This window comes from Paraburkholderia sp. BCC1876 (assembly GCF_902833695.1).
Taxonomy (GTDB): domain Bacteria; phylum Pseudomonadota; class Gammaproteobacteria; order Burkholderiales; family Burkholderiaceae; genus Paraburkholderia.
In genome coordinates, this window is sequence record NZ_CADFGI010000004.1 from 583704 (window position 1) to 609364 (window position 25661).

Consider the following 25661-nt stretch of genomic DNA (forward strand, 5'->3'; position numbering starts at 1 on the left):
CGTGGGCTAACCCACCTCGCGAGGACACATTGGGCTCCTACAATGCGTTGACTCGTAATGACAAGAGAGACGCCATGGCCTTCGAGAATTTCACGCCCTTTCGCGTCGCCGTGGGCGATGTCGATATTTTCGGAGTGAAGGGCGGAGCGGGGCCGCCGCTTCTGTTGCTGCACGGCCATCCGCAGTCGCATCTGATCTGGGCGCGTTGCGCTGAGCAACTGGCTGAGCACTTCACCGTGATCGCCACCGATCTGCGTGGCTATGGCGCATCGGGCAAGCCGCCGAGCGACGCCGCTCACACACCGTATTCCAAACGCACGATGGCGGCCGATCAGGTTGCCGTGATGCGGCATTTCGGCTTCGAACGTTTTCTGGTGTGCGCGCATGATCGCGGCGCGCGGGTCGCGCATCGGATGGCGCTGGATCATGCCGATGCGGTCGAGCGTTTGATGTTGCTCGATATTGCGCCGACGCTTGCGATGTATGAGGCGACCGATCGCACGTTTGCGACGCTTTATTTCCACTGGTTTTTTCTGATTCAGCCGGAGCCGTTGCCTGAGACGCTGATCGGTGCCGATCCCGCTGCTTATGTCGATGCGGTGATGGGGAGCCGTCATGCCGGGCTGGCGGTGTTTGATCCTGCTTCACTTGATGCTTATCGGTCGGCGCTCGCGCAGCCTGGTGCTGTGCATGCTATGTGCGAGGATTATCGGGCGTCGGCTAGTGTCGATCTGGAGCACGATCGTGCTGATGTTGAACGCGGACATAAGATTGGGTGTCCGCTGCGCGTGCTTTGGGGGGATAAGGGCGTGATTGAGAAGTGCTTCGATGCGCTCGGGGAGTGGCGGCATGTGGCGCGGGATGTTAGCGGTAGGGCGCTTTCTTGTGGGCACTATATTCCTGAGGAGGCATCGGGAGAGCTTGTTGCTGAGATGTTGGCGTTTTTTGAGGCTGTTGAGCAGTAGCGTGGTTGGCTTTTACTTTGGCCTTTCCTTGCTTTCTTAGTGGTCTATTAGCGTTGCCCCTGTGCGGGGCGGCACTCACTTTTCTTTGCCTGCCGCAAAGCAAAGTAAGCAAAAGAAAGCGGCTCACACCGCTAATTCTGAAGTGGGTCCCGTGGTCTGCGATGGGTAGTGGCTCATCTGGAATCTGTGCTCTCGCATACTGCGCGATCGTGGCACAGCAGTCATTCTTCCGGTGGCGCTTCGCGCGTCGTGCGGTCGTTCTTCAAACCACCTGCAATTTCCAACGCTCACGGTCTTCGATTGCCCCACCTCTTCGCGTGCGCGGCGCTTCGAAATTGCGGCCATTCAGCGCGCCCGTAGCCTCCCAAATCTTCCACAGTTCATCGCCTCCCGATTGGCCCGACTGCGCGACCCGCAGCCGCCGCTTACAAGCAAACCGTTCGGCAGCATGTGCACCGCGAGGGACACGTATACGTGCTGACGGTGTGTGAACGATCGTTGGGGCGCGCGCAGCGCCGCCGGAAGAATGACTGCTGTGCCGCTACCGCCAAATGCGCGAGGGCACGGATTCCAGATGCACCACTACCCATCGCGGACCACGGGCCCCGCTTAATGGTTAGCGGTTTGAGCCGCTTTCTTTTGCCTACTTTGCTTTGCGGCAGGCAAAGAAAAGTAGGTGCCGCCCCGCACAGGGGCAACGCTAATAGACCACTAAGACAGCAAGGAAAGGCCAACCCTACGGATTCCAGAATAACCACAAACCCGATTATTCACCCCACCAGCCTAATACGAGCAAAAGCCAGCGACTACGACGCTCCATACCGCCATGCGTATGCCGCTTTAAAACGACCCGTCAACCTTCTGTAGGGAAATCACCAATGCGGTCAAAAATCCGCCACGCGTATCATTGACCCAGACGCTGATCACGTCCGACAGAATTTCCGCCGCTCGCCTTGTTCTTCAGGTCGAGCGGTTTTCTTTTTGTACCAACGGTTTCGAATCCCGCGCAAAGATCAGCTCACCTTCCAGCTCCAACGGCCCATTCTTCGCCGCAAGTTCCTCGACGATTCCCCGCAGCAGCGCAGGCCACTCGTCACTCGGCGCGAGCATCGCCGCCGCCGCGCGCATCACCTCAGCGCTATCCACCATTCGCACCAGCGCATCAAAACTCATCGCACGGATTTCAAGCAGCTTGAACACGATCAACACCTTCAGCGCATTCTTCGCGTTGCGCGTGGGGTCTGCACGCAACCAGGCAACACGCGAGAACGCGCGTTCAAGCGCCTGCTCGACATTCGTGAACGGCGCGCCGTGGCCTGGAATCACGACACGCACATCGAGTTTCGCAATCGCTTCGAGCACCGCCTGTTCTTCAGCGAATCCGCTTTCGCCTTCCAGCTCCGGAAAGATCACGCCGAAGCCGTTTTCCCACAACGCGTCCGCGCTAATCAAGATGCGTTCGTCCGCGCAATACAGCATCAACGAATGCGGATCGTGACCGGGCGCGCCGAGCACCTCCCAGTCAAGCGCACCGAGCCGCAACCGCGTACCGGCCGTCATCGTGCCGGTGAAATCGAAGCGCTCGCAGGTCTGACCGGTGGCGCGAAACGTCAGACGGCTTTCGTCCCAGTCGCGCACGACATCGGCCTCGGAAGCCGGAATAACAGTGCGGCACGGCCACGCCGCCTGCAACTGCGCATTGCCGCCGCAGTGGTCCGAGTGCAAGTGCGTGTTGACGATCAGATCCAGCGGCCGGGCGCCGAGCGCTTGCCGCACCAGCGCGATCGTCTGCGGCGCGTGGCTCGCATAGCCGGTATCGACGAGCGCGGCGCACGCGTCGTCGACCAGCAGCACGTTATTCGACGACAGCCAGCCGCGTTCGAAAACCCGTATCGATTCCGGCAGCGCGATCATGATGTGCCCGCATTGGGTGATCCGTCCGCTTCGGGCTTCGGCATCACGAGAATGGTCGATGTGCCGATCAACATGACGTCGCCGCGCTGATTCACGACCGTGCCGTCGAGATGCGTCAGATCGCCATTCAGACTCGCTTTCCAATAGGCGTCGCGCACGCGCCAGTTGATCGTGAGCGTGTCGGTCGCGTGGACGGCCTTCTTCAGCTTGATATCGAACTCAAGCCCGAGCGGCTGTGCGTAGCGCGAAAAATGCGTCGCCAGCAACGCCATGAAATGCGCGGTCGGTTGCGTGCCGGACGCGATCAATCCGCCGAAGCGGCTCTGCGCGGCATACGCGTCGTCGTGATGCAGCGGGTTCAAATCGTTGACGAGCGCGGCGAACGACTTCACCGATTGCGCCGACAGTTCGAGCGTCGCGCTGAACGTCTCGCCGATCGTGACGATACGTGGCGCGGGTTTCATCGCCGCTCCTTCGCGTGCTTCGCCATAAATTCCGTGTGCCGTACTTCGATCGCACTCCAGACCGCGCGTTTGGCGTCGTCGTCGAACAGAGACCAACTGGCGATTTCGTCGATGGTGCGCAGGCAGCCCTCACACCAGCCGGTCGACTCGTCCATTCTGCACACGCTGATGCAAGGCGACATTACGCTGCCATCCTCATCTTCGATATCGTTGCCGGCCGTCATCGCGTCACGCGGTCTCGCGCAGCGCTACGTCGACCACCGGCGCGCCCGTCAGCGCGACCAACTCCTGCGCGGTCAGATTGAACACCGCATGCGGATGCCCCGCCGCCGCCCACAGGCTGTCGAGTGCGAGCAGATCGGCGTCGATCAGCGTGACCGGTTTGACGGCGTGGCCGATCGGGCAGACGCCGCCGATCGCATAGCCGGTTTGTTCGCGGACGAACTTCGCGTCCGCGCGGCCGATCTCGCCGACTTGCGCCGCGACTTTCTGTTCGTCGACGCGATTCGCGCCGCTGGCGACCACCAGCACCGGCGCGTCGTCTTTACGGCGGCGAAACAGGATCGACTTGGCGATCTGCGCAACCGAGCAGCCGAGTCCCGCGGCGGCTTCGGCGGAAGTCTTGCCGGTTTCGGGCAGCATCACGATCCGGCCCGCGTGGCCGCGTTCGCGCAACAGCAGTGCAACCCGGCGTGCCGATTCCGGCAGCGAGGCGAGATCGTCGGAGTCGAAGGAAGCGTGGTCCGTCATCGTTTCGGGTCCTGATAGAGGGGCAGGCGTGAGTGACGAATAGTAGCGGCGGGAATCAGACGCAATTGCCCGCTTCGTTGCGCGCCTTGGCGAGCAACGCTTTACCGGCGCGCGACACGTTCGGCTTGCCGATCGACGTCGAGATGAAATCGCCGATCGCCACGACTTGCGCGAGGTCGATACCGGTCTCGATGCCGAGGCCGTTCATCAGGTACAGCACGTCTTCGGTCGCGACGTTGCCGGTCGCGCCCTTCGCGTACGGACAACCGCCGAGCCCCGCCACCGACGCGTGATAGATCTCGATACCTTCCTGCAGCGCGGCGTAGATATTCGCAAGCGCCTGGCCGTAGGTGTCGTGGAAGTGGCCGGACAGACGTTCGCGCGGAAACACGCGGGTCACGGCTTCGAACACTTCGCGCGTGCGTTTGGGCGTGCCGACGCCGATCGTGTCGGCGATATCGATCTCGTCGCAGCCGAGCGCCGCGAAGCGCTCGACCACATCGACCACGGACGCTACCGGCACGTCGCCCTGATACGGACAGCCGAGCGCGCACGACACGCTGCCGCGAATCCGCAGGCCATGTTCTTTAGCCGCCTGCGCGACCGGCGCGAAGCGGTCGATGCTTTCCGCGATGCTGCAATTGATGTTCTTCTGCGAGAACGCTTCGCTGGCGGCGCCGAAGATCACGATCTCGTCGGCCTTGGCCGCAAGCGCGCCTTCGAAGCCGCGCAGGTTCGGTGTGAGCACCGAGTAGATCGTGCCCGGATGGCGTGCGATGCCGGCCATCACGTCGGCGCCGTCGGCCATTTGCGGGACCCATTTCGGCGACACGAACGAGGCCGCTTCGACGTTGCGGAAGCCTGCCGCCGACAACCGGTTGATCAGCTCAATCTTGGTTGCGGTGGCGACGAATTCTTTTTCGTTCTGCAGTCCGTCACGCGGACCGACTTCGACGATTTTGACTTGCTGGGGTAAGGCCATGATTGTCTCCTTTCGACCCGAGCTAGCGGCTTAGCGCTTACTCGGGTCCCATGCAATTGAGTTGCAAGCCGCGCGAGGCGGCTCTCCTACGATTGATTCGGTAGCTCGTATTCAATAACCGCGTTCGAGATTCACCACCCCGCCGACCGTATCACCACGCGCCAGCGCTTTAATCTTGCGCGCGACCTGCTCGACGCTTTCCGAGCGCAGCGTCAGCGCGGACACGTGCGGCGTGATCGTGATACGCGGTTCGCGCCAGAACAGATGATCGGTCGGCAGCGGTTCGTCGCGGAACACGTCGAGCGTCGCGGCGGTAAGTTGACCGCTAGCTAGAGCGTCGAGCAGATCCTGTTCGACCAGATGCCCGCCGCGTGCGACGTTGATCAGATACGCGCCGCGCGCGAGCTTCGAGAAGGTGCGCGCGTTCAGCACGTCGCCGGTTTCCGGTGTGTGAGGCAGCAGATTCACCAGCACTTTGACGCCATCGAGAAACGCGTCGAATTGCGCATCGCCGGCGAAGGTCGTGATGCCGTCGATCTGTCGCGCACTGCGGCTATACCCACGCACCGGCAAACCGAAGCTCGCGAGCGTTTGCGCGACATGCGAGCCGAGCACACCGAGCCCCAGCACGCCGACCGTAAACGTCTCACGCGGATGCGGCTCCAGCACTTGCCAGCGGCGTTCGCCTTGCAGCGTCTGATAGTCGTCGAAACGACGCAGATAGCGCAGCACCGAATGCGTCACGTACTCGGTCATTTGCAGCGCCATGCCGGAATCTTCGAGCCGGATCAACTGCGCATTGCGCGGCAGCGTGCCGGGTTGCGCGTGTTCGAGCCCGAGGATCGCGTCGACGCCCGCGCCGAGATTGAAAATCGCGCGCAAATCGTCGCGACCGGCCAGCATTTCGCGCGGCGGCCGCCACACGACCGCGAAGTCGGCCGGCGCAGTGTCGCCCGGCTGCCATTCGCGTAGATCCGCTTCGGGCAGCGCACGGGCGAAGTCGTGCAGCCACTCGGCGGCGTCGGCATGCGTCATGTAGAAGAGGACTTTCATACGGTCGGGCAGGTCCCTGCGTAGTCGGATCGATTGACGGGGAAGGCCCGGCCGCGCGGCAGCACTACGCGCGGTGCATCGGTCGACGCTTGCGGCATGGGGGCCTCCTCCTTTTATGGATAGGCTTCATTCTACTTTTTCGACGCGAACCGCGCGCGTTTGCGTACGGGCGTGCGGTTTGTCTGCATTTGTTCCGGCATTTGCCACCGCACTTGCCCCTGCATTTACCGCATAACCAAAGCACAAAAACTTGGTTCACCCACGCCGGGCCGGGCGGGACAATACTTTCCCGGATTCCCGCTGCGAGGGACAGACATGCTTCCATGCATCAAATCGACGTGGCCGCCGCGGCTCGTGACCGTTCCCGGCCTGCACGGCAGCGAGGGCGCGCACTGGCAAACCTGGCTCGAGCGGCAGTTCGCGCGCTCGTTGCGCGTCGAGCAGGCCGACTGGGAAGCCCCGAACGTCGCCCGCTGGGCGCAGTCGTTGCGCGATCTGCTGGCGCGCGAGCGTGGGCCGTTCGTGCTGGCCGCGCACAGCTTTGGTTGTCTCGCGACCGCGCACGCGTTGCAGCAGGCGTCGTACGCGAACGATGTGGTCGGCGTGCTGTTCGTTGCGGCCGCCAGCCCCGAGAAATTCGCCTTCGCGGGCCCGTTCGACGCGCGACGTCTCGGCGTGCCGTCCATTCTGATCGGCAGCGAAACCGATCCGTGGATGTCGCTCGCCGGTTCGCGCGAACTCGCGCAGCGTCTTGGCAGCGCATTCGTCAATCTCGGCGACGTCGGGCATATCAATACCGCGGCCGGCTTCGGCCCGTGGCCGCGCGCCAAGTATTTCGTCGACACGCTGGTGCATTGCGCGGCGCCGCTGCGCTTTCGCGAGGAGACGTTCGAGGCCGCGCCGCACGCGTTCGTCTGAGCACGGCGATGGCGTTCAGCGTCGCCGCGTTATGTCCGACTTCGGTCCGAACGAACCGGTAAGCAATTCGTTAGAATCCCGCTTCACGCCGCGCACTCGTGCGGCCACAGGTTTTCATCATCGATAGGCGGGGACAAGATGGCAGGCAACACGGGGACATCGCGCTGGTTCGCAGCCGGCATGACGGCAATCACGCTCGCGATGGGCGGCATCTCGACGGCGCATGCCGACACGTCGCTGCTCAACGTGTCGTACGACGTGACGCGCGAGTTGTACAAGGACATCAACGCCGGCTTTATCGCGGCGTACAAGCAGAAGAGCGGCGAGACCGTGTCGGTGCGCCAGTCGCATGGCGCGTCGAGCGCGCAGGCGCTGTCGGTACTGCAAGGCCTGCAGGCCGACGTGGTGACGATGAACCAGCCGAACGATATCGACCTGCTCGCCGAGAAGGGCCAACTGGTGCCGGCCAACTGGCGCGCGCGTCTGCCGAACGACAGCGCGCCGTACACCACCACGATGGTGTTCCTCGTGCGTAAGGGCAACCCGAAGCACATCAAGGACTGGGACGATCTCGCGAAGCCCGGTGTGCAGGTGGTGATCGCCAATCCGAAGACCTCGGGCAACGGACGCTATTCGTATCTCGCCGCATGGGGTTATCGCAAGCAGCACGGCGGCACCGATGCGCAGGCGCTCGATTTCGAAAAGGCGATCTTCAAGAACGTGCCGGTGCTCGATACAGGCGGACGGGGCGCGACGACTACCTTCACGCAACGCGGCATCGGCGACGTGCTGGTGACGTTCGAAAACGAAGTGTCGCTGATCGACACCGGCGTGGGGGCGGGCAATTTCGAAGCGGTGTATCCGTCGGTGAGCCTGCTGGCGGCGCCGCCGGTGTCGATCGTCGACAAGGTGGTCGACAAGCGCGGCACACGCAAGGAAGCTCAGGCGTATCTCGACTACCTGTGGTCGCCGGCCGCGCAGGAAATCATCGCGCAGCATCATCTGCGTCCGCGTGACAAGGACGTGCTGGCCAAGCACGCCGCCGAGTTCAAGCCGATCAAAACCTTCACCGTCGAAGAGATGTTCGGTAGCTGGCAGAAAGCACAGCAAACCCACTTCTCGGATGGCGGCACGTTCGATCAGATCATCGTCGACAAGAAGTAATCGGCGGTTCTAAAAATGCAAAGGGCGCCTTGATATCAATCGAGGCGCCCTTTTTATTGCACGCGGTTTATCGCGCGAGTTCCATCAACTCACCACATTCAACGCAGCTCAGTTCGGCGCGGCATGCTTGTCGCAACCCTGCTCGCAGCCGCTCTGATCCACCGGCATTTGCTGCGAGGCCTCGGCGCTAATGCCCAGACGTTCCAGCAGCTTGCGGTCGGCTTCGGCTTGCGGATTGCTCGTGGTCAGCAATTGATCGCCGTAGAAAATCGAGTTCGCGCCCGCGAGGAAGCACAGCGCCTGCAACGCCTCATCCATCTGCTCACGTCCGGCCGACAAACGCACCATCGCCTTCGGCATCGTGATACGCGCCACCGCGATCGTGCGCACGAATTCGAACGGATCGATCGGTTCGGTGCCGCTCAGCGGCGTGCCTTCCACCTGCACCAGATTGTTGATCGGCACCGATTCCGGATACGGCTCCATGTTCGCCAGTTGCGTGATCAGCCCGGCGCGTTCGCGACGCGATTCGCCCAGCCCGACGATCCCGCCGCAACACACGTTGATGCCCGCATCGCGCACGCGTTCGAGCGTGTCGAGACGGTCCTGATACGTGCGCGTCGAAATGATCTGGCCGTAGAACTCCGGCGACGTATCGAGGTTGTGGTTGTAGTAGTCGAGGCCCGCGTCGCGCAGCGCTTGCGCCTGGTGCGTTTCGAGCATGCCGAGCGTCACGCAGGTTTCGAGGCCCATTGCCTTCACGCCGCGGATCATGTCCTTGATCGGTTCGAGGTGACGGTCCTTCGGGTTACGCCACGCCGCGCCCATGCAGAAACGTGTCGCGCCGTTGTCCTTGGCGACTTTCGCGGCGGCGAGCACTTCGTCGACCGGCATCAGCTTGTCGGCCTGCAGGCCCGTGTCGTGATGCACCGACTGCGGACAGTACGCGCAATCTTCTTCGCAGCCGCCGGTCTTGATCGACAGCAGCGTCGACAGTTGCACCGTGTTCGCGTCGAAATGCTCGCGATGCGTTTGCTGCGCGCGGAACATCAGGTCGTTGAACGGCAGTTCGTACAGCGCGACGATGTCGGCGACGCGCCAGCGCGCCAGCTGTTTGGCGCCTTCGGTGGCGTTGTTGTTAGCGGCGGCCGTGTCGGCTGGCGTCGAAGCGATGTTCAGTTGCGTCATATCGTCAATCCTCGTGGATAGATGTGTGTGGGGATCAGCGCTGCGTGTGACGCAGCGTCTGCAAAAGTCGGTCGATATCGAGTTGGTCCGCCGCGAGTTCGGGCGAAGCCGGGCTCAGATGCGGCACGATGCCGAGCAAGGGGGCGTCGTATGCGCGAGCAAGCTGCTCGCGGATCGAGGCGATGTTTTCGTCGGGGAACGTCATATCCGGATCGACGCGATTCGCGACCCAGCCCGCGAGCGTGAGTCCGCGCGCGGCGATCGCTTCGGCGGTGAGCAGCGCATGGCTGATGCAGCCGAGGCGCATGCCGACCACCAGCACGACCGGCAGCTTCAGCGCGACGGCGAGATCGGCGGTGTCTTCGGTGGCGGTCAGCGGCACACGAAAACCGCCGACGCCTTCCACGACGACGATCTCCGCGCGCTGCAACGCCTGCGCATGACACGCGACGATGTGGCCGAGATCGAACGTGACGTTTTCCAGCGCGGCTGCGATGTGCGGCGCGGCCGGTTCCTTCAGCAGATACGGCGTGCGCATGTCGGGCGGCAACAGCACGTTCGACGCGGCGTCGAGTTGATCCGCGTCTTCGTTGTGCAACGTGCCGTTCACTTCGAATGCGCCGGCGGCGATCGGCTTCATCGCGGCGGCTTGCAGGCCCGCGCGCACGAAACCGCGCAACAGGGCCGACGAAACGAAGGTCTTGCCGATTTCCGTATCGGTGCCGGTGACGAACACGGACAGCGCGTTGTGATTCAGGTTACTCATGCCGCTTTCGCTCCGAGCTGTTGCAAGCCCGCGTCGAGCCGATCCAGATCCGCCATCGAATGCGCGGCCGACAGCGAAATGCGCAGGCGCGACGTGCCGGCCGGCACGGTCGGCGGACGGATTGCCGGCACCCATAGACCGGCGCGGTCGAGCGTGGCCGCGATATCGAGCGTCGCGTCGTTCTCACCGATGATCAGCGGTTGCACGGCAGTGTGCGAATCGACGGGAAGCCACGGCGTTGCTTTCAGCATTGCGCGCGTGCGTTTGATCAGGTGCTGGAGATGCGCGCGTCGCGCGTCGCCTTCTTCGCCGCCGATAATGCGCAGGCTCGCCGACACCGCATGCGCGGCCGCCGGCACCGACGCCGTGGTGAAGATGTACGGACGCGCGCGTTGCACGAGCCATTCGATCACGGTCTCATGCGCGACGACGAACGCGCCCGAGACGCCCGCCGCTTTACCGAGCGTGCCGATCGAAATCAGATTCGGCGAGCGCAGCGCCGCTTCCGCGACCGCGCCGCGGCCTTGCGGACCGAGCACGCCGAAGCCGTGCGCGTCGTCGACGATCAGCCACGCGCCGTGCTGTTCCGCGAGCGCGAGCAGACGCGTCAGCGGCGCGACGTCGCCGTCCATGCTGAAGACGGTGTCCGACACGATCACCTTGACGGCGACGTCCGACGCTTCGAGCAGCGCGCCCAACGCGTCCATATCGCAGTGCGGATAGATCTGCACGTCGGCGCGCGACAGCCGCGCGCCATCGATCAGCGACGCGTGGTTCAGTTCATCCGAGAACAGCGTCGTGCCGCGGCCCGCGAGTGCGGTGAGCGTCGCGAGGTTCGCCATGTAGCCGGTGCTGAAGTAGAGCGCGCGCGCATTGTCGACGAAGCCGCCAACGAATGCCGCGAGGTCGTCTTCGAGTTGCGCATGCGCGCGCGAGTGGCCGCCGAGCAGATGCGAACCGCCGCTGCCCGCGCCATAGCGTTGCGCGCCTTCGGCGATGGCCGCGATCAACTGCGGATGCGCGGCGAGGCCGAGATAGTCGTTACTGGCGAAGCCGATGATCGCGCGGCCGTCGACGGTCATGTGCGCCGCGCATGCGGTATCCGCGATGCGGCGGCGGCGGCGCAGGCCGTGGTCGTCGATGTCCTTCAGGCCTGCTTTGAGTGTGTCGAGCAGATGCATTAACGGGCCTCTGTGAGCGTGGCTTCGAAGGTTTCGCGCGTGCGCGAGGCGAGCAGCGCGAGTTCTTCGTCGTCGAGGATGTAAGGGGGCATCAGATACACCGTGGTCGAGATCGGGCGCAGCAGGAGTTCGCGCTGCAACGCGTTGTCGAAGAAACGGCGTGAGAAGGTGCGGGCTTGCTGCGGATCGTCGATCACGGCGTCGAACGCGAAGATCGTGCCGCACTGGCGCAGATTGCGCACCTGTTTGTGATCGGCGAGCGGCGCGAGCGCGGCCTTCAGCGTCGCGGATTTTTGCGCGTTGACGGCGAGCACGTTGTCGCTGACGAACAGGTCGAGCGTGGCGAGCGCTGCGCGGCACGCGAGCGGATTGCCGGTGTACGAGTGCGAGTGCAGGAAGCCGCGCGCGGTGTCGTCGTGATAGAAGGCCGCGTAGATTTCGTCGCGCGACAGCACGATCGAGAGCGGCAGATAGCCGCCGCTGATGCCTTTCGACAGGCACAGAAAGTCCGGCCACATGCCGGCCTGTTCGCACGCGAAGAACGTACCGGTGCGTCCGCAACCGACGGCGATTTCATCGGCGATCAGATGCACGCCGTACTGGTCGCACAGGGCGCGCAATCCCGCGAGATACGACGCGTCGTGCATGGCCATGCCGGCCGCGCATTGCACGAGCGGCTCGACGATCAGCGCGGCAATTTTCGTGGCGCGTGTTTCGAGCAGCGAGCGTACGTTGTCGAGTGCGCGACGTGCGACGTCGGCGGCGGTTTCGCCGGGTTGCGCGAGACGCGCGTCGGGCGATGCCACGACGTGGGCGTGACGGATCAGCGGATCGTAGGCGTCCTTGAAGAGCGCGACGTCGGTGACGCCGAGCGCGCCGATGGTTTCGCCGTGATAGCTGTTGGCGACGCAGACGAATTCCTGCTTGTCGGCGAAGCCGCGATTACGCCACGAGTGGAAGCTCATTTTCAGCGCGATTTCGACGGCGGATGCGCCGTCCGACGCGAAGAACGCGTGACCGAGCGTGTTGTCGGTGAGGGCGCTGAGGCGTTCCGCGAGTTCGATGGCCGGTTCGTGCGTGCAGCCGGCGAGCATGGCGTGTTCGAGGGTGTCGAGCTGGTCTTTCAGGGCCGCATTGATGTGGGGATTGGCGTGGCCGAACAGGTTGACCCACCAGGAGCTGATCGCGTCCAGATAACGATGGTTGGCGCGGTCGTAGAGCCACGCGCCTTGACCACGCGCGACGGGGACGAGCGGCAGGCGCTCGTGATGCTTCATCTGGGTGCAAGGGTGCCAGACGGCGCGCAGGCTGCGGGCGACCCAGTCGTCAGGGTTTGTGGTGGTGGGTTCTGCTGGCTTGTTCAATGCGGTGCTCCGGGTGCTGGTTTGCTGCTGGTTTTGCGCTGCGCGTGGCGGTTTTTGGCTGACGCGCGGGGTCGAGATTAGCTGTTTCTTTCGTGCTGTGCACTAGCGGGTGTGGGGGTGTTTTTGCCTGCGGCGCTGGGGTTTGGCGACGTTTGCGGCAGGTTGGGTGGTTTGCTTTGAAAAGGTCGCTAATCGGCGTAGTTGACGACGGCAAAGTAGTTCGACCTTGTGGGCGGGAATCTGATGGCTAAGTGCGGGTTTTGGGCCCGTGGGGCGGTTTTGGGGTCGTTGCTTTGGCCTTTCCTTGCTGTCTTAGTGGTCTATTAGCGTTGCCCCTGTGCGGGGCGGCACCTACTTTTCTTTGCCTGCCGCAAAGCAAAGTAGGCAAAAGAAAGCGGCTCAAACCGCTAACCATTAAGCGGGGCCCGTGGTCCGCGATGGGTAGTGGTGCATCTGGAATCCGTGCCCTCGCGCATTTGGCGGTAGCGGCACAGCAGTCATTCTTCCGGCGGCGCTGCGCGCGCCCCAACGATCGTTCACACACCGTCAGCACGTATACGTGCTGACGGTGCTCGGGCTGCCAAACGGTTTGCTCATAACTGGCGGCTGCAAGTCGCGCAGCCGGGCCATTGGAGAGGCGATGAACGTGGATGATTTGGGAGGCTACGGGCGCGCAGAATGCCCGCAATTTTGAAGCGCCACGCACGCGAAGAGGTGGGGCAATCGAAAGACCGAAAGCCCTAGAAATTGCAGGTGGTTTGAAGAACGACTGGTCGGGGCGCGGAGCGCCACCGGAGGAATGACTGCTGTGCCGCTACCGCCAAATGTGCGAGGGCACGGATTCCAGATGAGCCACTACTGTGACTGTGCGGGGACCCCGCTTAATGGTTAGCGGTTTGAGCCGCTTTCTTTTGCTTACTTTGCTTTGCGGCAGGCAAAGAAAAGTGAGTGCCGCCCCGCACAGGGGCAACGCTAATAGACCACTAAGACAGCAAGGAAAGGCCAAAGCAACGACCTCAAAACCGCGCTACGCGGCCAGCGCTCTATTCCCGACTAGCGATAGCCCGCCGCGCGTCAGCGCCAGAAGCAGCCCCCGAACCCTCGCCCCCACTAGCCGTCTGCGAAGACCCATCCCCCCAAACAACGGAGTTATCCACCGCATACAACCGGCAAGGCGCGACGCTTTGCTTCTGGCAATTAGCCACAGCAACCGAATTAGGATCATCCCCACCTTCAGCCCACGACCACGCCCCAGAATCAGAAACAGCAAACGCCCGACTCGGATACTGATGCAAGAAATTCCGATACCCATTCCGCCCGGCTTCATCGACATAAGGCACGGAATCGACCGCGTCGACAGCAGCAAACCCACTCGCCTTAGGCGCAGAAGGATCCTCGACCCGATACTGCACGCCCGTCGGCATCCCAACCTGCGCAAGGAACGCCTCGACCGCCGGCCACCACACATGCACGCCGTCACGATCGCCAACCAGCCGATGCGCGTCGTTCTTGTAGTTGCCGAAATCCACCATCTTCGCGCTCGCGCCATGCGCGCCATACGCGGCATACATGCCCGCCACCAGCGGCGCATTCCACACCGAATCGTTATCGCCGTACATCCACAGCGATGGCACGCGGGTCTTCTCACCGTACGTGCCGAACGCCCGCGTCAGATTGCCCTGCCAGTCCTTGCACGCATCCTGCCGCAAACCACCCGAGAAATTGATCAACGCCCGCACACCCGGCGCGGCCTCAGGGCCGTAAGCCATCGTTGCCAAGCCGCCATGCGACGTGCCCGCCACCACGATATGCGACGCGTCCACATACGGCTGCTTCGACATGAAATTGATCGTCGCGGCGACGTCGCCAGCCTGGCCAACGCCGTTGCGCTCGACATCGCAACCGTCCTGCTGATACACGCCGTCCGAATGGCCAAAGCCCTGGCGGTTCGGTGCCACCACCACGTAGCCGCGACGCACGAACTCGCGCGCGAAAGGCAGCGGGTCGCTGCGTTCCTGCGTGCGCGGATCGCCGGGAATCTTGCCGTGGTTGAAGACGATCATCGGAAACGGACCTGCGCCGTCCGGTTTGTAAATCGTCGTTTCGAGCGTGACCGAGCCGGCAGCGTCGACCGGTACGCGAATGATCTGTTCGTTCAGGCCCGCGGTGGGCAGATAGACATCGTCGTCGAGGGCAATGCGCGGCACGTGCGCGCGGGTCAAGGGGCCCGCCTGGGTGTCGGCGAGCGGGTCGGCATGCGCGAGTGCAACCGCGCACGTGGCCGTTGCACACATCACCGCACACTTCGTCAGAATCTTGCTGAACACCATTGACGCACCTGCCTCAAAATCCTGCCCTGAACACCGTGGTGTTTGTCTGTCGAATTGGTCGCTGACAGTTTCCTTTCAGCTTGTTTCGACACACAAAAACACACTCGCGTACGTTATGCGCCAGGCGCACGCACGCTAATCGAGATCGCACGGGATGAACCCAAACGGCCGACGCGACCCCACGCGCCGATGATGAGCGCCACGGTTGCTGCCCGACACTGCCGCCGAACCCACACTATCTGGTGCTCGGCAGAGCGCCCTGCGCATTTTGCGGAGTGGTATGGACCCTCTCTCGCAACGTGACGTCATGAAGCTACGGACTCATCCTGGCACGACAATTTTGTTTTGTGCAATCAAGGAGAACCCGCGACGAAAAAATTGCCGCCCGCCAATCGGCCTGCCAAATGCCGCGAAACGCAGGCCTCGCGGGTGTCTGGCTGTGCGAAGCAATGCGATCCGTCGCGTGTGTTGTCGTGCTGAGCCAACACGAAAAAAAAGGCCCTTATACAGGGCCCTATGTGAACACGGTGAAAACCACGCCGCTGCGCCGCGTAAGGCGCTGAAAGGTTACGGACTATTCGCTGACGTCGCCGTCGACGTAACGCCAACGGCCATCCTCGTCGCGGACAAAGCGGCTCAGTTCGTGCAGCCGATGCGCGCGTCCCCCCACCTTGTATCGTGCGATGAATTCAACGGTGGCGTGACCGTCGTCGGTCTCGGCGAAAGCCTTGATCTGCAGTCCGAGCCAGCGCGGCGCGTCGGGCGCGGCCGGGTCGACGTCGAGGTCGGCGGGACAGGTCTGCGGCGCCCAGGTGGCGCGCAGGTAATCCGTTGCGCCCACAACATACGCGCTATAGCGCGAGCGCATCAGTTCGAGCGCGCGCGGCGCTGCTTCGCCGGTGTCGATATAGCGGCCGCAGCATTGCGCGAAACGGGGCGCTTTGGCGCCGCTGCGTTGATCGGGAGCGGCGCCGCCGCATGGGCAGTCGACAGGTCGTTGCGTCGACAACAATGATTTATTCATCAGACTTTCAACCTAGCCCGCGCGCGATGAGGATCTTCTGGATATCGCTGGTGCCTTCGTAGATCTGGCACACGCGCACGTCGCGGTAAATCCGTTCCACCGGGAAATCGCTCAGATAGCCGTAGCCGCCGTGAATCTGCAACGCGGCTGAACAGATGCGCTCGGCGGCTTCGGAGGCGAACAGCTTGGCCATCGCCGCTTCGGTAAGGCACGGCTGACCGGCATCCTTCAACGAAGCCGCGTGCCAGATCAACTGGCGTGCGGCTTCGAGTTGCGTCGCCATGTCGGCGAGGCGGAATTGCACGGCCTGGTGCGAGAACAGCGGCACGCCGAAGCTCTCGCGTTCTTTGGCATAGGCCAGCGCGGCCTCGAAGGCGGCGCGCGCCATGCCGACGCTTTGCGCCGCGATACCAATGCGTCCCCCTTCGAGCCCCGACAGCGCGATCCGATAGCCTTCGCCTTCCGCGCCGATCCGGTTCGCGGCCGGCACGCGGCACTCTTCAAAAACGATCTGCGCGGTGTCCGACGAATGCTGGCCGAGCTTGTCTTCGACGCGCGCGACGACATAGCCTGGGGTGTCGGTCGGCACGATGAACGCGCTGATGCCGCGCTTGCCCGCCGCCTTGTCGGTCACGGCCATGACGATCGCGACGTTGCCGTTCTTGCCGCTCGTGATGAACTGTTTGACGCCGTTCAGCACGTACGCGTCGCCGTCGCGGGTCGCCGTGGTGCGTAGCGCCGACGCGTCGGAGCCCGCTTGCGGTTCGGTCAGACAGAACGCGCCGAGCATCTCGCCGCGCGCGAGCGGCGTCAGCCAGTCGCGTTTCTGCGCGTCGTTGCCGTAGGTGAGCAGGATGCTGCACACGGGGCAGTTATTGACGGAGATCGCCGTCGACGTCCCGCCGTCGCCGGCAGCAATTTCTTCGAGGATCAGCGCGAGCGCCAGCGCGTCCATGCCGGCGCCGCCGTACGCTTCGGGCACGAGCACGCCGTAAGCGCCGAGTTCGGCGAGCTGCCGGTGCACGTCGCGCGGAAAGGTCCGCTCGCGGTCCCACGCGGCCGCGTGCGGGGTGACGGCTTCGCGCACGAAGGTGCGCAGCGCGTCGCGGACCATCGAATGATCCTGATCAAGCACCATGAATCTGTCTCCTCACCAGTCGAGCGGTGTGCCGTCGTATTGATAGAAACGGCCGTTGAAGTCTTCGTGTAGGGCCGCGGCCTGCGCGAGCACTTCGCGCATACCGGTGACGCTGCGCGCCGGGTCGATCGCGGCCTGAGCGCCGCCCATGTCGGTGCGTACCCAGCCCGGATGCAACGAGACGCAGGTCGCGCGGCGCGCTTCGAGCGACGCGAGTTTCAGCGCGTCGTTCAAGGCCGCCTTGCTCGCGCGATACAGCCAGCCGGCCGTACCGCTCGCGTCGCCGATGCTGCCCATCTTGCTGGAGATCACCGCGAACACGCCGCCGGCGTCTTCGACGAGCGGCAGCAGGAGCGGCATCAATTGCATCGGGCCACGCACGTTGGTACGCATCACATGGTCGAAGTCTTCGGCGGAGATCGCTTCGATGCCTTCGGTGTTCGGGCCGTACACGCCCGACACCACGATTGCCGCATCGAGTCGTTCTCCATCGAGCTGCGAGCCGAGCTCGGCGATGTCTTCTTCCGAGGTGATGTCGACCGAAAAAGTCTCGGCACCGAGCGCGTTCAACGCGTCGAGCGCGGCGCCGTCGCGCGCGGTGGCGAGCACGCGCCAGCCGCTCTTTTTGTACTGCCGCGCAAACTCCTGGCCGATGCCGCGCGACGCACCGACAATCAACACTGACTTCATCGACTCACCTCGATTCTTCGAATGCCGTAACGAGTACGGCAATGAACGCCGCGAAGAACGCCGCAGCGAATGCGGCAATCCACGCGTTAAACCAGCTCAACGCCCATCGCGGTCGCTTCGCCGCCGCCAATGCACAGCGTCGCGACGCCACGTTTCAGGCCGCGCTTCTTCAACGCGCCGATCAGCGTGACGAGAATCCGCGCGCCCGATGCGCCGATCGGATGCCCCAGCGCGCAGGCGCCGCCGTTCACGTTGACCTTCTCGTGCGGCAGATGGTGTTCCTTCATCGCGGCCATCGTCACCACGGCGAACGCTTCGTTGACTTCAAACAGATCGACTTCTTCCGCGCGCCAGCCGTTCTTCTCGAACAGCTTGCGAATCGCGCCGACCGGCGCGGTGGTGAACTTCGCCGGTTCCTGCGCGAAGGTCGAGTGGCCGACCACGCGCGCGATCGGTTCGACGCCGAGGCGCTTCGCGGTCGACTCGCGCATCATCACGAGCGCGGCGGCGCCGTCGGAAATCGACGACGAATTTGCCGCCGTCACCGTGCCGGTTTTGCTGAACGCGGGCTTGAGCGTCGGGATCTTGTCGAGGTTCGCTTTGAACGGCTGCTCGTCGTGATCGACGGTCACTTCGCCCTTGCGGCTTTCCAGCTTGACCGGCGCGATTTCCCAGTCGAACGAACCGTCTTCGTTCGCGCGCTTTGCACGGTTGAGCGACTCGATCGCGAACGCGTCTTGCGCCTCGCGTGTGAACTCATACGAGCCCGCGCATTCCTCGGCGAAGGTGCCCATCAGACGGCCTTTTTCGTAGGCGTCTTCGAGGCCGTCGTAGAACATATGATCGATCACCTGGCCGTGACCCATGCGCATGCCGCCGCGCGCCTTGGGCAACAGATACGGCGCGTTCGTCATGCTCTCCATGCCGCCCGCCACGATCACATCGACGGAACCCGCGGCCAGCATGTCGTGCGCGAACATCGCCGCGCGCATGCCGGAGCCGCACATCTTGTTGACGGTCGTGCTGCCGGTGCTCAACGGCAGATGGGCACCCAACGCGGCTTGCCGCGCCGGCGCCTGGCCGAGGCCGGCGGGCAACACGCAGCCCATCACCACTTCGTCGATCTGCTCGGGCTTGAGGCCCGCGCGTTGCACCGCGGCTTCGATCGCGATCGAGCCGAGTTGCGGTGCGGTCAGCGACGCGAAGTCGCCCTGGAAAGCCGCCATCGGCGTGCGGGCTACGCCCACGATGACGATCGGATCGTTCTGCGTCGGGTTCATGTTTGTCTCACTCATGCTTGCCTCAATCATGTTTAAGCTCCTTGATCACACCTTCGACGATCGCCGGCACGTCGCCGAGCCGGGCCGCGTCGTTGTCTTCCTTGTACGCACCGCCGGCCGCGACGGCCGCGATGCAATCCTTGTAGGTCGCGTCGAGCGTGGCCGCGTCGCTGATCGCCATGCCGAGGTTGCGCACCTTGCCGTCGTGCACGCCATACACCCAGCCGTGCACGGTGAGTTCCTGACCGCGTGCCCACGCGTCGTTGACGATGGTGGTCCGGCACACGTTCATCACCTGTTCGATCGTGTTCAGTTCGACCAGACGACGGTGCCGCGCTTCGCCGAGCGGCCAGTTTTCGAGCAGCGCGGCATGCTTGCTGCGCACGTCCTGCACGTGATGCAGCCAGTTGTCCGCGAGACCCACGCGCCGGCCGTGCAGCGCCGCGCCGACGCCCGAGCAGCCATAGTGGCCGACCACCATGATGTGCTTGACCTTCAGCAGATCGACGGCGAACTGAATCACCGACAGACAGTTCAGATCGGTATGCACCACCACGTTGGCGATGTTTCTGTGCACGAACACTTCACCCGGCGGCAGGCCGATGATCTGGTTCGCCGGCACACGTGAATCGGAGCAGCCGATCCACAGGTATTCAGGCGTTTGCTGATGCGCGAGACGCGAGAAATACTCGGGGTCTTCGGACAGCTTGCGGGTGACCCACGCGTCGTTGTTGTCGAACAGATGCGCGAGCGGGTGGGGAGACGGATTGGCTTTCGTGTTCATGGTGTGTCTGGGCGTTTGCTCGACCGATGGACCGGCCGGTGTCGTTGCATGAGGTTCGGACGAGGCATTCAGCGCGGCATTCCGTGCAGCACTCAGCGCGCGCGTTTCACGCGGCGCGCACGTTGGATTCGTCGGCTGAAGCATCCGGCGCGGCCGGTGCGGACGAAGCCGCATCGGCGAAGCGTTCCGGATAGCGGACGCAGAAGCGCACGCTGTCGTCGTACGGGAAAAAGTCGGGCAGTTCGCCTTTCAGTAGATGATCCTTGTGCCGTTGCCACAGCGCGGGACCGAAGAAATCCGCGTGATGCTGCATGAAGGAACGGCGCACGCGTGGGTCGCCGAGCAGGAACGTGCCGTACGTCTCCGGGAAAATGTCGTGCGGGCCGACCGAGTACCACGGCTCGCCCGACATTTCGTCTTCTTCGTTACGTGGCGCCGGCACCGCGCGCACGTTGCAGTCAGTCAGATATTCGATTTCGTCGTAGTCGTAAAACACCACCCGGCCGTGACGCGTCACGCCGAAGTTCTTGTACAGCATGTCGCCGGGGAAAATGTTGGCCTGCATCAGTTCCTTGATCGCATTGCCGTATTCCTTGATGCCGTGTTCGACGTCCTGGTCCGTACCGTTCTGCAGGAACAGGTTGAGCGGCACCATGCGGCGCTCGATATACATGTGGCGAATCACCAGATTGTCGCCGTCGTATTCGATCAGCGACGGCACTTCCTTTTCGAGTTCGCGCACGAGCGCTTCATCGAGTCGCGAACGCGGCAGCGCGACGCTCGAATATTCGAGCGTGTCGGCCATGCGGCCCAAACGGTCGTGCCGTTTGACGAGCTGATACTTCTCCTTGATCTGCGCGCGCGTGGTTTCCTTCGGCGGCGGGAAGTGGTCTTTGATCAGCTTGAACACATACGGAAACGACGGCAGCGTGAACACCAGCATCACGAGCCCTTTGATACCGGGCGCGATGATGAACTGATCGCTCGAATGCGACAGATGATGCAGCAGGTCGCGATAGAAGAGATTCTTGCCCTGCTTTTGCAGACCCACCGACGTATAGATTTCCGCCTTCGGCTTGCCCGGCATGATCGTGCCGAGAAACTCCACGTACGCGGACGGCACTTCCATATCAACCAGAAAATACGAATGCGAAAAGCCGAAGATGATCAGCAACTGGTCGCGCTTGAGCAGCACCGTGTCGAGCGCGAGCACGCCGGGTTTCACATGACGCAAGGGCACCGCGAACGGCAGCAGCAGATCGCCGTTGATGATCCGCCCGACGATATACGCCGACTTGTTCCGGTAGAACAGCGACGACAGCACGTGAATCTGGAAATTGGGCGCTTCGTCGAACGCGCCGAACGCGTCGTGGATGGTCTGCATGACGCAACTCACGTCGCGCGTCAGATCCTCGAACGGCGGCTCAAGCTGGAAATTCGTGACGACGCGTTCGAGCGTGGCGGCCAGCCCGTCCTTGCCGGGGTAATACGCGCGATACGTCTGCTTCGCGGCCGGTTCGTCGTTCTCGATGTACTCGGTCGAAATCGCCGGGCGCACGAAGATGAAGTCGTTGTTGAAGTACGAGCGGTGCAGGATCTTGCAGCACACGGAATTGAAGAACGTTTCCGCGCACTCGGGCTGGCGGTGCGTGGTCAGCAGGCCGATGTAGTGCAGCTTGATCTGCTGCCAGACTTCGTCGTCGATATTCTCGGCGTCGTATTCGTCTTCGAGCAGTTCGACGCATTCCTCGACGCGCTCGTCGTACGAGGTAATGCGCTCGCGCGCGAGCTTTTGCAGGCCATGCCAGTCGGCTTTCTCGAACAGCGTCTTGGCGTGGATCGCGGCGTCGCGAAAGATCCGATAGTGCCGGTCGAATCCTTCGAGCATGGTCTGCGCGACGTCAAAGCCGATTTGCGACGACAGCAGTTTAGGGAAGTGATTCATGTCGACCGTGCATTCGCCTCATGTCGTGAAGACACCCAGAATTGTATCGTCCGGGTGGGCCCGCGACGCATCGCGCCGCTTATGCGTGCCTGGTTTCGCGTGTGCCGTTCTCCAGCAGCACGCGCGCCTGAGCTTCGTATTGCGCGAGGTCTTCGAGCGTCGCGTTCAGATCTTCCAGTTGACGTTCGAGCACGTCGCGATGCCGCGCCACCGTGGCGAGGAACGCGTGCAATTGCGGCACGGTGTCGGTCGGCGATTCGTACACGTCGAGCAGATCGCGTATCTCCGACAGCGTGAAGCCGAGCCGTTTGCCGCGTAGCGTGAGCTTCAGGCGCGTGCGGTCGCGGGCCGAGTAGACGCGCCGCAAACCGCTCGATCCTTCGCGGCTCGGCGAGAGTAAACCCTGGTCTTCGTAGAAACGGATCGCGCGCGGCGTGACGTCGAATTCCCGTGCGAGCTCGGTGATCGTGAATTGCGTGTTCATCGGGGCATCTCGTGGCCGGGCAGAAAATCGGATTGGACGATAGAATCGACGTTTACGTTATCGTCAACTTGAGCTGAACGCAACACCCGCAGGAACCTGGTAGAAACCCGGCAGTAACCGGCAGCAAACACGGCGCACTACGGCACGAGCGTGCCGCAACCACGCCGTCCGGCATCGCACACCTCGCCATGCCGGACGGCCGACGGAGGAAGACACCCACAATGAATGCACTCGAACATCAACTCGACTACCCGTTCAACGACACGTTGCCGGACGCAGGCCACGCGCTGGAAGTCGCGCCCGGCGTGTTCTGGCTACGCATGCCGCTGCCGTTCGCGCTGGACCACATCAACCTCTGGCTGTTGCGCGACGAGATCGACGGTCAGCAGGGCTGGACGGTGGTGGACTGCGGCATTACGTCGGACACGATCAAGGAGAACTGGGAGACGGTGTTCGACACGGTGCTCGACGGTCTGCCGGTGTTGCGCGTGATCGTCACGCATTGCCATCCGGACCACATTGGTCTCGCGCACTGGATTTGCACGGGCGGCGACAAACAGCGCTGGGATGTGCGGCTGTGGATGACCCTCGGCGAATACATGCAGGCACGCGTAATGGCGGCCGGCGACGGCTCGAACGCGGGTGGCGAGGGCGCGGCGCGACACTTCGCGCGGCACGGCGTGACGGATGAAGAGTCGCTCGACAAACTGCGCAATCGCAAGAGCTATTACGCGAGTCTGGTGCCGGCGATTCCGGGGCAGTACCGGCGTCTGCGTGAAGCGGATGGCGTGAAGATCGGCGGCAAGACGTGGCATGTGGTGACGGGTTTCGGTCATTCGCCGGAACACTGCGCCCTGTATTGCGAAGAGACCGGCGTGCTGATTTCCGGCGACATGGTGTTGCCGCGAATTTCGACCAATGTGTCTGTGTTCGATATGGAGCCGGAGGGCACGCCGCTCGCGTTGTATCTGGAATCGCTCGGCCGTTACGAGACGATGCCGGAAGACACGCTGGTGTTGCCGTCGCATGGCAAACCGTTTCGCGGCGTGCGCACGCGTATCCGGCAGTTGCGCGAGCATCACGATGCGCGCCTGGCCGAAGTGCGCGAGGCTTGCGCGGAGAAACCGCAGAGCGCCGCGGATATCGTGCCGCTCATGTTCAAGCGCCAGCTCGATATCCATCAGATGACGTTTGCGATGGGCGAGGCGCTCGCGCATTTGCATCTGCTGTGGCTTGCGGGAGAGTTGAAGCGTGAGCAGAGTGAGGATGGGGTGATCCGTTTTTCGCCGGTCTAAAGAGCGTTAGTGGGTCGATAAAAAAAGCCCGGTGCGTTTCGTACGCAACCGGGCTTTGCTTTTATTCGCCTCTGAAAACCAGCAGCCTTACTGCACCGCCACTGTCCCAAAGTTCTGCCGTCCAAACGGACTCACGTGATAGCCGCTCACAGTCGTGCGCGTAATCGCCGACGCGGTCGGATACCCGAGCGGAATCCACAGCGCCTGATCGTGAATGATCTGCTGCGCCTGTTCATACGCTTTCGCTCGCTTGGCCTGATCCGGCGTCGACTTGCCGTCGGCGATCAGCTTGTCCAGATCCTGATCGCAGAAGCGCGCGAAGTTGATCCCCGACTTCACCGCATTGCAGCTAAAGAGCGGCGACAGGTAGTTGTCCGGGTCGCCGTTGTCGCCGGCCCAGCCCATGAACAGCGAATCATGCTGGCCTTGTTTGGCCTGCTTGATCAGCTCGCCCCATTCGATCACCTTCACCTCCGCCTTCACGCCGATCTTCGCGAAGTCCGCCTGCAGCAGTTCGGCGCCGGCCTTCGGGTTCGGGTTCAGCACGCTGCCGTTCGGACGCACCCAGATCGTCGTTTCGAAGCCGTTCGGATAGCCCGCGTCGGCGAGCAGCTTCTTCGCCTTCACCGGGTCGTACGGCCACGGTTTCACGGCCTTGTCGTAGCTCCACGTGTTCGGCGGATACGGATTCACGGCCGCCGTCGCGGTGTTGTCGAACACGGTCTTCAGATACGTGGTGCGGTCGAATGCCATGTTCAGCGCGGCGCGCACCTTCTGGTTGTCGAGCGGCTTCTTCTGCGTGTTCAACGCGACGAACGCCGTCATGAACGCGGGCGTCTGCACGATGGCGAGCGACTTGTCGGTCTTCGCGTCGGCGAGGTCCTGCGGCTTCGGCGACAGCGCGATCTGGCATTCGCCCGCTTTCACCTTCTGCGCCCGCACCGTGGCGTCCGGCGTGATCGCGTAGATCAGGCGGTCGATCTTCGGTTTCGGGCCCCAGTAGGTCGGGTTCACGTCGTAACGGATCACCGCGTCTTTCGTGTAGCTTTTCAGCTCGAACGGACCAGTGCCGATCGGCTTCGCGTTCAGGTCGACCTGCTTGCCGGCCTTGAGCAACTGGTCGGCGTATTCAGCCGAATAGATCGACGCGAAACCCATTGTCAGGATCGACACGAAAGTCGCGTCCGGCGCGTTGAGTTCGAACTTGACGGTGTTGTCGTCGACCTTGCTGACCGACTTGATCAGCTTCGGCAGGCCCATCGACTGCGCATGCGGGAAGCCGCTCGCGCCCGCCACCTTGTGCCACGGATTGCTGTCGTTGAGCATGCGGTCGAACGTGAAGACGACGTCGTCGGCATTCAGCGCGCGGGTGGGCTTGAAGTAGTCGGTGGTCTGGAACTGCACGTTCGGGCGCAGATGGAACGTATAGGTGAGGCCGTCGGCGCTCACGTCCCACTTGTCGGCTAGCGACGGTTCCACTTTTTTCGCGGCCTCGTCGTACGTGACCAGCGAGTTGAAGATCACGTCGGCCGACGCATTGGTCGTGACGAGCGAATTGAACTGCACGACGTCGAAACCGTCAGGGCTCGACTCGGTACAGACGGTCAGCGGTTTGGCGAGCACGAGCGCGGGCGCCGTGAACAATACGGCGGCTGCGAGCAGTTTGAAGCGCATAGGATCTCCCATAACAAGCGCAGTCAGGCAGTGCGTCTGGTTGTGTGGTTATGTTCCGTTGACGAGGGTGGCCGGCGTGGCCGCCGTCTTTATTGTGATACGTTTCCGGCGCTGGCGCATGACGCCGATAATGCCGCCCATGCGCGGGTGAGCCTGCGCGAAAGCTTATCGAAGGGTGGTTGCGGCGACAACAACTTAATCCGCATATCCATATGGGGCGGGCGCTGCGCTAGGGCTCGCGGTGCGGGAGAGCGTGATACGAACGACGCCTATGAGTTGAAGCCCTTAAGCGCTATCGAAGAAGTGGA

General features: G+C 63.0%; 23 protein-coding genes. 4 read left to right on the forward strand and 19 right to left on the reverse strand.

Annotated elements, in window-relative coordinates:
- The first annotated feature begins 74 nt into the window (after nucleotides 1–74).
- Nucleotides 75–965 carry an alpha/beta hydrolase gene (locus HWY05_RS17955; RefSeq protein ID WP_176059101.1) on the forward strand — a complete coding sequence of 297 codons (891 nt, stop codon included), beginning with the start codon at nucleotides 75–77 and terminating at the stop codon, nucleotides 963–965.
- A 960-nt stretch (nucleotides 966–1925) separates the two neighbouring features.
- Here HWY05_RS17955 and HWY05_RS17960 read toward each other — a convergent pair.
- The 6 genes from HWY05_RS17960 to HWY05_RS17985 form a co-directional block, all read right to left on the reverse strand.
- Nucleotides 1926–2879, reverse strand: a complete 954-nt coding sequence (locus HWY05_RS17960) for an MBL fold metallo-hydrolase (RefSeq protein ID WP_035553867.1) — start codon at nucleotides 2877–2879, stop codon at nucleotides 1926–1928.
- Nucleotides 2876–3343 (reverse strand): MaoC family dehydratase, encoded by a 468-nt coding sequence (locus HWY05_RS17965; protein WP_176059102.1) that lies wholly within the window; start codon nucleotides 3341–3343, stop codon nucleotides 2876–2878. Before HWY05_RS17965 ends, HWY05_RS17960 begins: the two co-directional genes overlap by 4 nt.
- Entirely contained in the window at nucleotides 3340–3567 is a 228-nt protein-coding gene (locus HWY05_RS17970; protein WP_176059103.1) for a DUF1289 domain-containing protein, read from the reverse strand. The genes HWY05_RS17965 and HWY05_RS17970 overlap by 4 nt, the downstream gene beginning before the upstream one ends.
- 4 nt (nucleotides 3568–3571) lie before the next feature.
- Nucleotides 3572–4093 carry a YbaK/EbsC family protein gene (locus tag HWY05_RS17975; protein WP_035553860.1) on the reverse strand — a complete coding sequence of 174 codons (522 nt, stop codon included), beginning with the start codon at nucleotides 4091–4093 and terminating at the stop codon, nucleotides 3572–3574.
- Between the two features lie 55 nt (nucleotides 4094–4148).
- Entirely contained in the window at nucleotides 4149–5075 is a 927-nt protein-coding gene (locus HWY05_RS17980) for a hydroxymethylglutaryl-CoA lyase (RefSeq protein ID WP_176059104.1), read from the reverse strand.
- A 111-nt stretch (nucleotides 5076–5186) separates the two neighbouring features.
- Nucleotides 5187–6128 (reverse strand): glyoxylate/hydroxypyruvate reductase A, encoded by a 942-nt coding sequence (locus HWY05_RS17985; RefSeq protein WP_176059105.1) that lies wholly within the window; start codon nucleotides 6126–6128, stop codon nucleotides 5187–5189.
- A 315-nt stretch (nucleotides 6129–6443) separates the two neighbouring features.
- Between HWY05_RS17985 and HWY05_RS17990 the strand changes: the two genes are divergently transcribed.
- Nucleotides 6444–7046 (forward strand): alpha/beta hydrolase, encoded by a 603-nt coding sequence (locus HWY05_RS17990; RefSeq protein ID WP_176059106.1) that lies wholly within the window; start codon nucleotides 6444–6446, stop codon nucleotides 7044–7046.
- Between the two features lie 138 nt (nucleotides 7047–7184).
- Nucleotides 7185–8210 (forward strand): sulfate ABC transporter substrate-binding protein, encoded by a 1026-nt coding sequence (locus HWY05_RS17995; protein ID WP_035553851.1) that lies wholly within the window; start codon nucleotides 7185–7187, stop codon nucleotides 8208–8210.
- A gap of 108 nt (nucleotides 8211–8318) precedes the next feature.
- On the opposite strand, the gene bioB is transcribed toward HWY05_RS17995, so the two are convergent.
- From bioB to HWY05_RS18055, 12 genes are all read right to left on the reverse strand, one after another.
- On the reverse strand, nucleotides 8319–9398 hold the full coding sequence (gene bioB, locus HWY05_RS18000) for a biotin synthase BioB (protein WP_176059107.1): 1080 nt from the start codon (nucleotides 9396–9398) through the stop codon (nucleotides 8319–8321).
- A 34-nt stretch (nucleotides 9399–9432) separates the two neighbouring features.
- Nucleotides 9433–10164 carry a dethiobiotin synthase gene (gene bioD, locus HWY05_RS18005; RefSeq protein ID WP_176059108.1) on the reverse strand — a complete coding sequence of 244 codons (732 nt, stop codon included), beginning with the start codon at nucleotides 10162–10164 and terminating at the stop codon, nucleotides 9433–9435.
- Nucleotides 10161–11345, reverse strand: coding sequence for an 8-amino-7-oxononanoate synthase (gene bioF, locus HWY05_RS18010; RefSeq protein ID WP_035553841.1), 1185 nt, complete (start codon nucleotides 11343–11345; stop codon nucleotides 10161–10163). The genes bioD and bioF overlap by 4 nt, the downstream gene beginning before the upstream one ends.
- Complete coding sequence (gene bioA, locus HWY05_RS18015; RefSeq protein ID WP_176059109.1) at nucleotides 11345–12709, reverse strand: adenosylmethionine--8-amino-7-oxononanoate transaminase; 1365 nt, start codon at nucleotides 12707–12709, stop codon at nucleotides 11345–11347. The genes bioF and bioA overlap by 1 nt, the downstream gene beginning before the upstream one ends.
- Before the next feature lie 1043 nt (nucleotides 12710–13752).
- A complete protein-coding gene (locus HWY05_RS18020) occupies nucleotides 13753–15039 on the reverse strand; it encodes a CocE/NonD family hydrolase (RefSeq protein WP_176059110.1) in 1287 nt (428 codons plus the stop codon).
- A gap of 574 nt (nucleotides 15040–15613) precedes the next feature.
- On the reverse strand, nucleotides 15614–16063 hold the full coding sequence (locus HWY05_RS18025; protein WP_176059111.1) for a YchJ family protein: 450 nt from the start codon (nucleotides 16061–16063) through the stop codon (nucleotides 15614–15616).
- Nucleotides 16064–16070: 7 nt separating this feature from the next.
- A complete protein-coding gene (locus tag HWY05_RS18030; protein WP_176059112.1) occupies nucleotides 16071–17201 on the reverse strand; it encodes an acyl-CoA dehydrogenase family protein in 1131 nt (376 codons plus the stop codon).
- Nucleotides 17202–17213: 12 nt separating this feature from the next.
- Entirely contained in the window at nucleotides 17214–17891 is a 678-nt protein-coding gene (locus HWY05_RS18035) for an SDR family oxidoreductase (protein ID WP_176059113.1), read from the reverse strand.
- Between the two features lie 86 nt (nucleotides 17892–17977).
- Complete coding sequence (locus HWY05_RS18040) at nucleotides 17978–19186, reverse strand: acetyl-CoA C-acetyltransferase (protein ID WP_035562473.1); 1209 nt, start codon at nucleotides 19184–19186, stop codon at nucleotides 17978–17980.
- 7 nt (nucleotides 19187–19193) lie between these two features.
- On the reverse strand, nucleotides 19194–19955 hold the full coding sequence (gene can / locus HWY05_RS18045; RefSeq protein ID WP_176059114.1) for a carbonate dehydratase: 762 nt from the start codon (nucleotides 19953–19955) through the stop codon (nucleotides 19194–19196).
- A gap of 106 nt (nucleotides 19956–20061) precedes the next feature.
- Nucleotides 20062–21900 (reverse strand): bifunctional isocitrate dehydrogenase kinase/phosphatase, encoded by a 1839-nt coding sequence (gene aceK, locus HWY05_RS18050; protein ID WP_176059115.1) that lies wholly within the window; start codon nucleotides 21898–21900, stop codon nucleotides 20062–20064.
- Between the two features lie 79 nt (nucleotides 21901–21979).
- Nucleotides 21980–22384: a MerR family DNA-binding transcriptional regulator gene (locus HWY05_RS18055; protein ID WP_035553825.1), complete on the reverse strand. Its 405-nt coding sequence runs from the start codon at nucleotides 22382–22384 to the stop codon at nucleotides 21980–21982.
- A gap of 221 nt (nucleotides 22385–22605) precedes the next feature.
- Here HWY05_RS18055 and HWY05_RS18060 point away from each other — a divergent pair, with 221 nt between their 5' ends.
- Complete coding sequence (locus tag HWY05_RS18060) at nucleotides 22606–23679, forward strand: MBL fold metallo-hydrolase (protein WP_176059116.1); 1074 nt, start codon at nucleotides 22606–22608, stop codon at nucleotides 23677–23679.
- Between the two features lie 87 nt (nucleotides 23680–23766).
- Here the strand turns inward: HWY05_RS18060 and HWY05_RS18065 are convergent, their stop codons facing one another.
- Nucleotides 23767–25353 carry an ABC transporter substrate-binding protein gene (locus HWY05_RS18065; protein ID WP_176059117.1) on the reverse strand — a complete coding sequence of 529 codons (1587 nt, stop codon included), beginning with the start codon at nucleotides 25351–25353 and terminating at the stop codon, nucleotides 23767–23769.
- Nucleotides 25354–25661: the final 308 nt, after the last annotated feature.

What these genes read in the sequence shown, in the direction of transcription:
- HWY05_RS17980 (WP_176059104.1), bottom strand. Translation starts at nt 5,075, where the DNA reads ATGGCCTTACCCCAGCAAGTCAAAATCGTCGAAGTCGGTCCGCGTGAC.
- HWY05_RS18040 (WP_035562473.1), bottom strand. Translation starts at nt 19,186, where the DNA reads ATGAGTGAGACAAACATGAACCCGACGCAGAACGATCCGATCGTCATC.
- HWY05_RS18020 (WP_176059110.1), bottom strand. Translation starts at nt 15,039, where the DNA reads ATGGTGTTCAGCAAGATTCTGACGAAGTGTGCGGTGATGTGTGCAACG.
- HWY05_RS18025 (WP_176059111.1), bottom strand. Translation starts at nt 16,063, where the DNA reads ATGAATAAATCATTGTTGTCGACGCAACGACCTGTCGACTGCCCATGC.
- HWY05_RS17995 (WP_035553851.1), top strand. Translation starts at nt 7,185, where the DNA reads ATGGCAGGCAACACGGGGACATCGCGCTGGTTCGCAGCCGGCATGACG.
- bioF (WP_035553841.1), bottom strand. Translation starts at nt 11,345, where the DNA reads ATGCATCTGCTCGACACACTCAAAGCAGGCCTGAAGGACATCGACGAC.
- HWY05_RS18065 (WP_176059117.1), bottom strand. Translation starts at nt 25,353, where the DNA reads ATGCGCTTCAAACTGCTCGCAGCCGCCGTATTGTTCACGGCGCCCGCG.
- HWY05_RS18030 (WP_176059112.1), bottom strand. Translation starts at nt 17,201, where the DNA reads ATGGTGCTTGATCAGGATCATTCGATGGTCCGCGACGCGCTGCGCACC.
- HWY05_RS17955 (WP_176059101.1), top strand. Translation starts at nt 75, where the DNA reads ATGGCCTTCGAGAATTTCACGCCCTTTCGCGTCGCCGTGGGCGATGTC.
- aceK (WP_176059115.1), bottom strand. Translation starts at nt 21,900, where the DNA reads ATGAATCACTTCCCTAAACTGCTGTCGTCGCAAATCGGCTTTGACGTC.
- HWY05_RS17970 (WP_176059103.1), bottom strand. Translation starts at nt 3,567, where the DNA reads ATGACGGCCGGCAACGATATCGAAGATGAGGATGGCAGCGTAATGTCG.
- HWY05_RS18035 (WP_176059113.1), bottom strand. Translation starts at nt 17,891, where the DNA reads ATGAAGTCAGTGTTGATTGTCGGTGCGTCGCGCGGCATCGGCCAGGAG.
- can (WP_176059114.1), bottom strand. Translation starts at nt 19,955, where the DNA reads ATGAACACGAAAGCCAATCCGTCTCCCCACCCGCTCGCGCATCTGTTC.
- HWY05_RS17960 (WP_035553867.1), bottom strand. Translation starts at nt 2,879, where the DNA reads ATGATCGCGCTGCCGGAATCGATACGGGTTTTCGAACGCGGCTGGCTG.
- bioD (WP_176059108.1), bottom strand. Translation starts at nt 10,164, where the DNA reads ATGAGTAACCTGAATCACAACGCGCTGTCCGTGTTCGTCACCGGCACC.
- HWY05_RS17990 (WP_176059106.1), top strand. Translation starts at nt 6,444, where the DNA reads ATGCTTCCATGCATCAAATCGACGTGGCCGCCGCGGCTCGTGACCGTT.
- HWY05_RS17975 (WP_035553860.1), bottom strand. Translation starts at nt 4,093, where the DNA reads ATGACGGACCACGCTTCCTTCGACTCCGACGATCTCGCCTCGCTGCCG.
- HWY05_RS18060 (WP_176059116.1), top strand. Translation starts at nt 22,606, where the DNA reads ATGAATGCACTCGAACATCAACTCGACTACCCGTTCAACGACACGTTG.
- HWY05_RS18055 (WP_035553825.1), bottom strand. Translation starts at nt 22,384, where the DNA reads ATGAACACGCAATTCACGATCACCGAGCTCGCACGGGAATTCGACGTC.
- HWY05_RS17965 (WP_176059102.1), bottom strand. Translation starts at nt 3,343, where the DNA reads ATGAAACCCGCGCCACGTATCGTCACGATCGGCGAGACGTTCAGCGCG.
- bioB (WP_176059107.1), bottom strand. Translation starts at nt 9,398, where the DNA reads ATGACGCAACTGAACATCGCTTCGACGCCAGCCGACACGGCCGCCGCT.
- HWY05_RS17985 (WP_176059105.1), bottom strand. Translation starts at nt 6,128, where the DNA reads ATGAAAGTCCTCTTCTACATGACGCATGCCGACGCCGCCGAGTGGCTG.